5 protein-coding genes are annotated in these 4,041 nt (G+C 69.8%); 4 read left to right on the top strand and 1 reads right to left on the bottom strand.

Annotated features, from left to right (window positions below):
• Window positions 1-68 precede the first annotated feature (68 nt).
• Window positions 69-704, bottom strand: coding sequence for an NAD(P)-binding domain-containing protein (locus RWP81_RS14930; RefSeq protein WP_314457408.1), 636 nt, complete (start codon window positions 702-704; stop codon window positions 69-71).
• Between the two features lie 366 nt (window positions 705-1,070).
• Here RWP81_RS14930 and RWP81_RS14925 point away from each other — a divergent pair, with 366 nt between their 5' ends.
• From RWP81_RS14925 to RWP81_RS14910, 4 genes are read left to right on the top strand one after another with little or no spacing between them, the layout of a single operon-like run.
• On the top strand, window positions 1,071-1,868 hold the full coding sequence (locus tag RWP81_RS14925) for a sulfite exporter TauE/SafE family protein (RefSeq protein ID WP_314457406.1): 798 nt from the start codon (window positions 1,071-1,073) through the stop codon (window positions 1,866-1,868).
• 33 nt (window positions 1,869-1,901) lie between these two features.
• A complete protein-coding gene (locus tag RWP81_RS14920; protein ID WP_183420572.1) occupies window positions 1,902-2,351 on the top strand; it encodes a MaoC family dehydratase N-terminal domain-containing protein in 450 nt (149 codons plus the stop codon).
• The gene (locus RWP81_RS14915; RefSeq protein ID WP_314457405.1) at window positions 2,348-2,752 is read left to right on the top strand and encodes a MaoC/PaaZ C-terminal domain-containing protein; all 405 of its coding nucleotides are present in this window, start codon (window positions 2,348-2,350) and stop codon (window positions 2,750-2,752) included. Before RWP81_RS14920 ends, RWP81_RS14915 begins: the two co-directional genes overlap by 4 nt.
• Window positions 2,752-3,888: a UDP-N-acetylmuramate dehydrogenase gene (locus tag RWP81_RS14910; protein WP_314457404.1), complete on the top strand. Its 1,137-nt coding sequence runs from the start codon at window positions 2,752-2,754 to the stop codon at window positions 3,886-3,888. Before RWP81_RS14915 ends, RWP81_RS14910 begins: the two co-directional genes overlap by 1 nt.
• Window positions 3,889-4,041 lie beyond the last annotated feature (153 nt).

The following is a 4,041-nucleotide window of genomic DNA, read 5'->3' as shown; positions in this document are numbered from 1 at the left end:
GACCCGGCCGGCGCGGACCGACGAGGCCCCGGCCGGCGCGGGTCGGGCCCGGCTGGCGCGGTCCGAGGTCAGCGCTCGGCGCGAGCCAGGTTCTGCGTCAGCTCGTCGGCGTTCTGCCGCACGACGTAGGCCGGCTGATCGCGCTCGACGCGCCAGCTTTCACTGAGCGGACCGATGTTGACGGTGTCGAACCCGAACTCGTCGTAGACGCGGGTGACGAGGGCGACGGCCTCGTCGGAGTCGCCGGAGGTGGCCAGTGCGCGACGGTTCTCGCTGCCGGCGGGGGAGCCGTCGGTGAGGATGTCGGCGGCCATGATGTGGTTGAACGCCTTCACCACGTGCGACTGCGGCAGGTGGTCCTGAAGCATCTGCGAGGTGGTCGTCTTCTTCTCATCGAGTTCGGCGATCCGCCCATCGCGCTCGAAGTAGTAGTTGTTCGTGTCGAGCACGGTCTTGCCGGCGAGCGGGGCGACGGGCACCTCGGCGATCGCCTTCAGCGGAACGGTGACGACGACGATGTCGCCGGCCTCGGCGGCATCCTGGGCCGTTGCCGCGCGGACGTTGTCGCCGATCGACGCGACGAGGTCGGTGAGCGTCTCGGGCCCCCGGGAGTTGGCGATCACGACGTCGTAGCCGTTTTTCGCGAAGCCCTTTGCGAGCGCCGAGCCGATGTGTCCTGCTCCGATGATTCCTACGGTTGTCATGCGTGCTGCAACGGCGCCCGCGGGGGACGCATTCCCAGCCCCGAACGAAAAACTAGCGGCATAAGTATTTAGCACTCCGAGCTACCGTCGTCAACCGGTCGATCGGCGGGGGTGGCGCGATTTATCGTCATCTTGTCGCACCCTCACGCGAGTGGTCGCCGGCCGGTGTTCGGGTCACCGTCCAGCTTGACCTGTGAGGGCGACGGCCCCCGGTGGACGCGGCTTCGGACCACCGGGGGCCGCTTTCTTTTCCGGGCGGCACGCTCTTCACCGGATGTCGTCTCGCCGGGCAGCGCGCGAGTGGGAGACTGGTTGGTCGGTGGCGCCTCGCCGCCAACGTCCGTCTTGCGAAGGAACCTCGAGCCCGTGACCTCCGACACCCGCCCCGTCCGCTCCACCCGGTTCTACGTCGTCTGCATCGGCGTCGGCCTCCTGGCCGGACTCCTGTCCGGGCTCTTCGGCGTGGGCGGCGGCACCGTCATCGTGCCCCTGCTCGTGCTCCTGCTCGGTTTCGACCAGCGACTCGCCGCGGGAACGTCTCTCGCAGCCATTGTGCCCACGGCATCCGTCGGCGTGATCTCGTACGCGGTACACGGGTCGGTGGCGTGGCTTCCCGCCCTCATCCTGGCCGCCGGTGCCGTGGTCGGCGCGCAGATCGGCACCTGGCTGCTCCCGAAGCTGTCGCAGACCGCGCTGCGGTGGTCGTTCGTGGCGTTCCTCGCCGTCGTCATCGTCAGCCTCTACTTCGTCGTGCCCTCGCGCGACGCCGAGCTCGTCCTGACCTGGGTCACCGGACCGCTGCTCGGGGTGCTCGGCATCATCACCGGCATCCTGGCCGGCCTCCTCGGCGTCGGCGGCGGCATCATCGTCGTGCCCGCGCTCATGCTGCTCTTCGGCACCAGCGACCTCATCGCCAAGGGCACCTCGCTGCTGATGATGATCCCGGCTGCCGTCTCGGGCACCGTCGGCAACCTCCGCCGATCCAACGTCGACCTGCGGGCGGCGGCGTTCGTCGGTCTCGCTGCCTGCACGACGACGGCGTTGGGCGCCTTCATCGCCACGCTCGTTGATCCGCTCGTCGGCAACATCCTCTTCTCGGTGTTCCTGGCTTTCATCGCCGTGCAGATGGGGATCAAGGCCGTCCGCGGTCGCCACCAGCGCTGAGAGAGCGACCGGTCGCGTCGATAGACTGATTCGATGCCCGTGAATCCCGAACTGGTTGGTCGCGCCTTCCCGCCGACCGCGCCGTATCTGGTCGGTCGAGAGAAAGTGCGCGAGTTCGCGCGCGCCGTCTTCGCCGACGCCCCGCAGCACGTCGACCCCGAGGCGGCTCGAGCGCTCGGCTACGCCGACGTCGTCGCCCCGCCGACGTTCGCCATCGTCATGCAGGACATCACGCTGCAGCAGATGCTCGCCTACCCGGAATCCGGCATCGAGCTGTCTCGCGTCGTGCACGCCGAGCAGCGTTTCCGCTACTCGCGCCCCATCGTCGCCGGCGACGAACTCGTCGCGACACTGTCGGTCGCCGGTGTGCGGGCGATGGGCGGCAACGCCATGGTCACGATGGAGGCGGAGGTCGTGGATGCCGACGGCGCCCACGTCGTGACCACCACCAGCATTCTTCTCGTGGGGGATTCCGACGCATGAGCGACTTCACCGTGGGCCAGATCATCGCCGAACGCTCCGTGCACCTGACGCGCGAGTCGCTCGTGCGCTACGCGGGGGCGTCGAACGATTTCAACCCCATCCACTACAACGACGACGTCGCCGCTGCCGTGGGCCTGCCGGGTGTGCTCGCGCACGGCATGCTCACGATGGGCATCGCCGTCGGCATCGTCTCCGACGCGCTGGGCGACCCCGCTCGCATCGCGGAGTGCGGTGTGCGCTTCACCCGGCCCGTGGTCGTGGACACCGAGACCGGGGCCGACATCCACGTCAGCGCCAAGGTCGGCGCCGTCGATGACGAGACGGCGCGCGTCGACCTCACCGTCCGGTTCGCCGACACCTCCGTGCTCGGCAAGGCGCAGGTACGGGTGCGGGTGAGCTGATGCCCGAGGTCGCCCCGATCCCGCTGTCGCGACTGACGACGCTGCGCACCGGAGGGGAGCCCGCCCGTCTGGTCGACGCCCACTCCGCCGACGAGCTGGTCGCCGCCCTCCGCGAGGTGTGGGCCGACGGCGAGCCCTGGCTGGTGCTCGGCGGCGGGTCCAACATCTTCGTGGGCGACGAGCCCTTCGACGGCACCGTCATCCGCGTGCGGTCGACCGGCATCGAGGAACTGCCCGGGTCGCATGACGCCGCCGTGCGCCTTCGGGTGCAGGCCGGCCACGACTGGGATGCGCTCGTCGCCGAGACCGTCGAGCGCGGGTTCGCCGGCATCGAGGCCATGTCGGGGATCCCCGGTACCGTCGGTGCGGCGCCGGTGCAGAACATCGGCGCGTACGGGCAAGAGATCGTGCAGACCCTCGTCGAGGTGGAGCTGATCGATGAGGCGAGTGGCGAGGTGTCGGTCGTTCCCGCCTCCGATCTCGGCCTCGGGTTCCGCACCTCCGTCCTCAAGCAGCACTACGGCTCCACGCCCCCGCGCACCGCCGTCATCCTCTCGGTGACGCTCGAGCTCGCGCGCATCGGCGACGGGGAACGTCCGATCGCAGGCGAACAGCTACGCTCCGCCCTCGGACTGGATGCCGCCGACACGGTGTCGCTGCGCTGGATCCGCGACCACGTGCTCGCCACCCGTTCGCGCAAGGGAATGGTCCTCGACGCCGAAGACCCCGACACCTGGAGTGCCGGCTCCTTCTTCCAGAACGCCATCGTTTCCGAGGCGTTCGCCCGGACACTCCCCGCGGCGTGCCCGAAGTGGCCCCTGTCGCCGGAGCTCGACCCGGTCAGGGTGATCCCGCTGGCCGCATTCGACGGTATCCTTCCGCCGCCCCCCGTCGAACAGCGCGAGGTGAAGGTGAGCGCGGCCTGGCTGATCGAGAACGCCGGGCTCTCGCGCGGTTTCCGCTTCCCGCGCTCACGCGCCGGCCTGTCGACCAAGCACACGCTCGCGCTGACCAACCGCGGCGAGGCCACGGCCGCAGAGATCGCCGAACTCGCCCGCTTCGTGCAGAGCCGTGTGGCGTCGGAGTTCGGCCTGGTGCTGCAGCCCGAGCCGGTGCTGGTGGGCGTCGAGCTGTAGCCCCAGCGCCCCGGCCGGTGACGGATGGAGGGCCGGGGACGAGCAGAGGACGGACCGCGTCACACGGTCCTCCGCTGATCCCCACACCTCCGCTCGTCACGTGGCTTCGTTACCGGCCGTGCGGCTCTCCCGATGGGTCGAACAGTCTCGGCC

Origin of the sequence: uncultured Microbacterium sp., from assembly GCF_963521695.1 — a bacterium.
In the GTDB taxonomy this organism is placed as follows: Bacteria; Actinomycetota; Actinomycetes; order Actinomycetales; family Microbacteriaceae; genus Microbacterium.
This window is presented reverse-complemented; position numbering and strand designations above follow the sequence as displayed.

Bases quoted from the DNA above. Each gene is read 5' to 3' on its own strand.
- RWP81_RS14930 (WP_314457408.1), bottom strand. From the start codon at position 704: ATGACAACCGTAGGAATCATCGGAGCAGGACACATCGGCTCGGCGCTC.
- RWP81_RS14920 (WP_183420572.1), top strand. From the start codon at position 1,902: ATGCCCGTGAATCCCGAACTGGTTGGTCGCGCCTTCCCGCCGACCGCG.
- RWP81_RS14915 (WP_314457405.1), top strand. From the start codon at position 2,348: ATGAGCGACTTCACCGTGGGCCAGATCATCGCCGAACGCTCCGTGCAC.
- RWP81_RS14910 (WP_314457404.1), top strand. From the start codon at position 2,752: ATGCCCGAGGTCGCCCCGATCCCGCTGTCGCGACTGACGACGCTGCGC.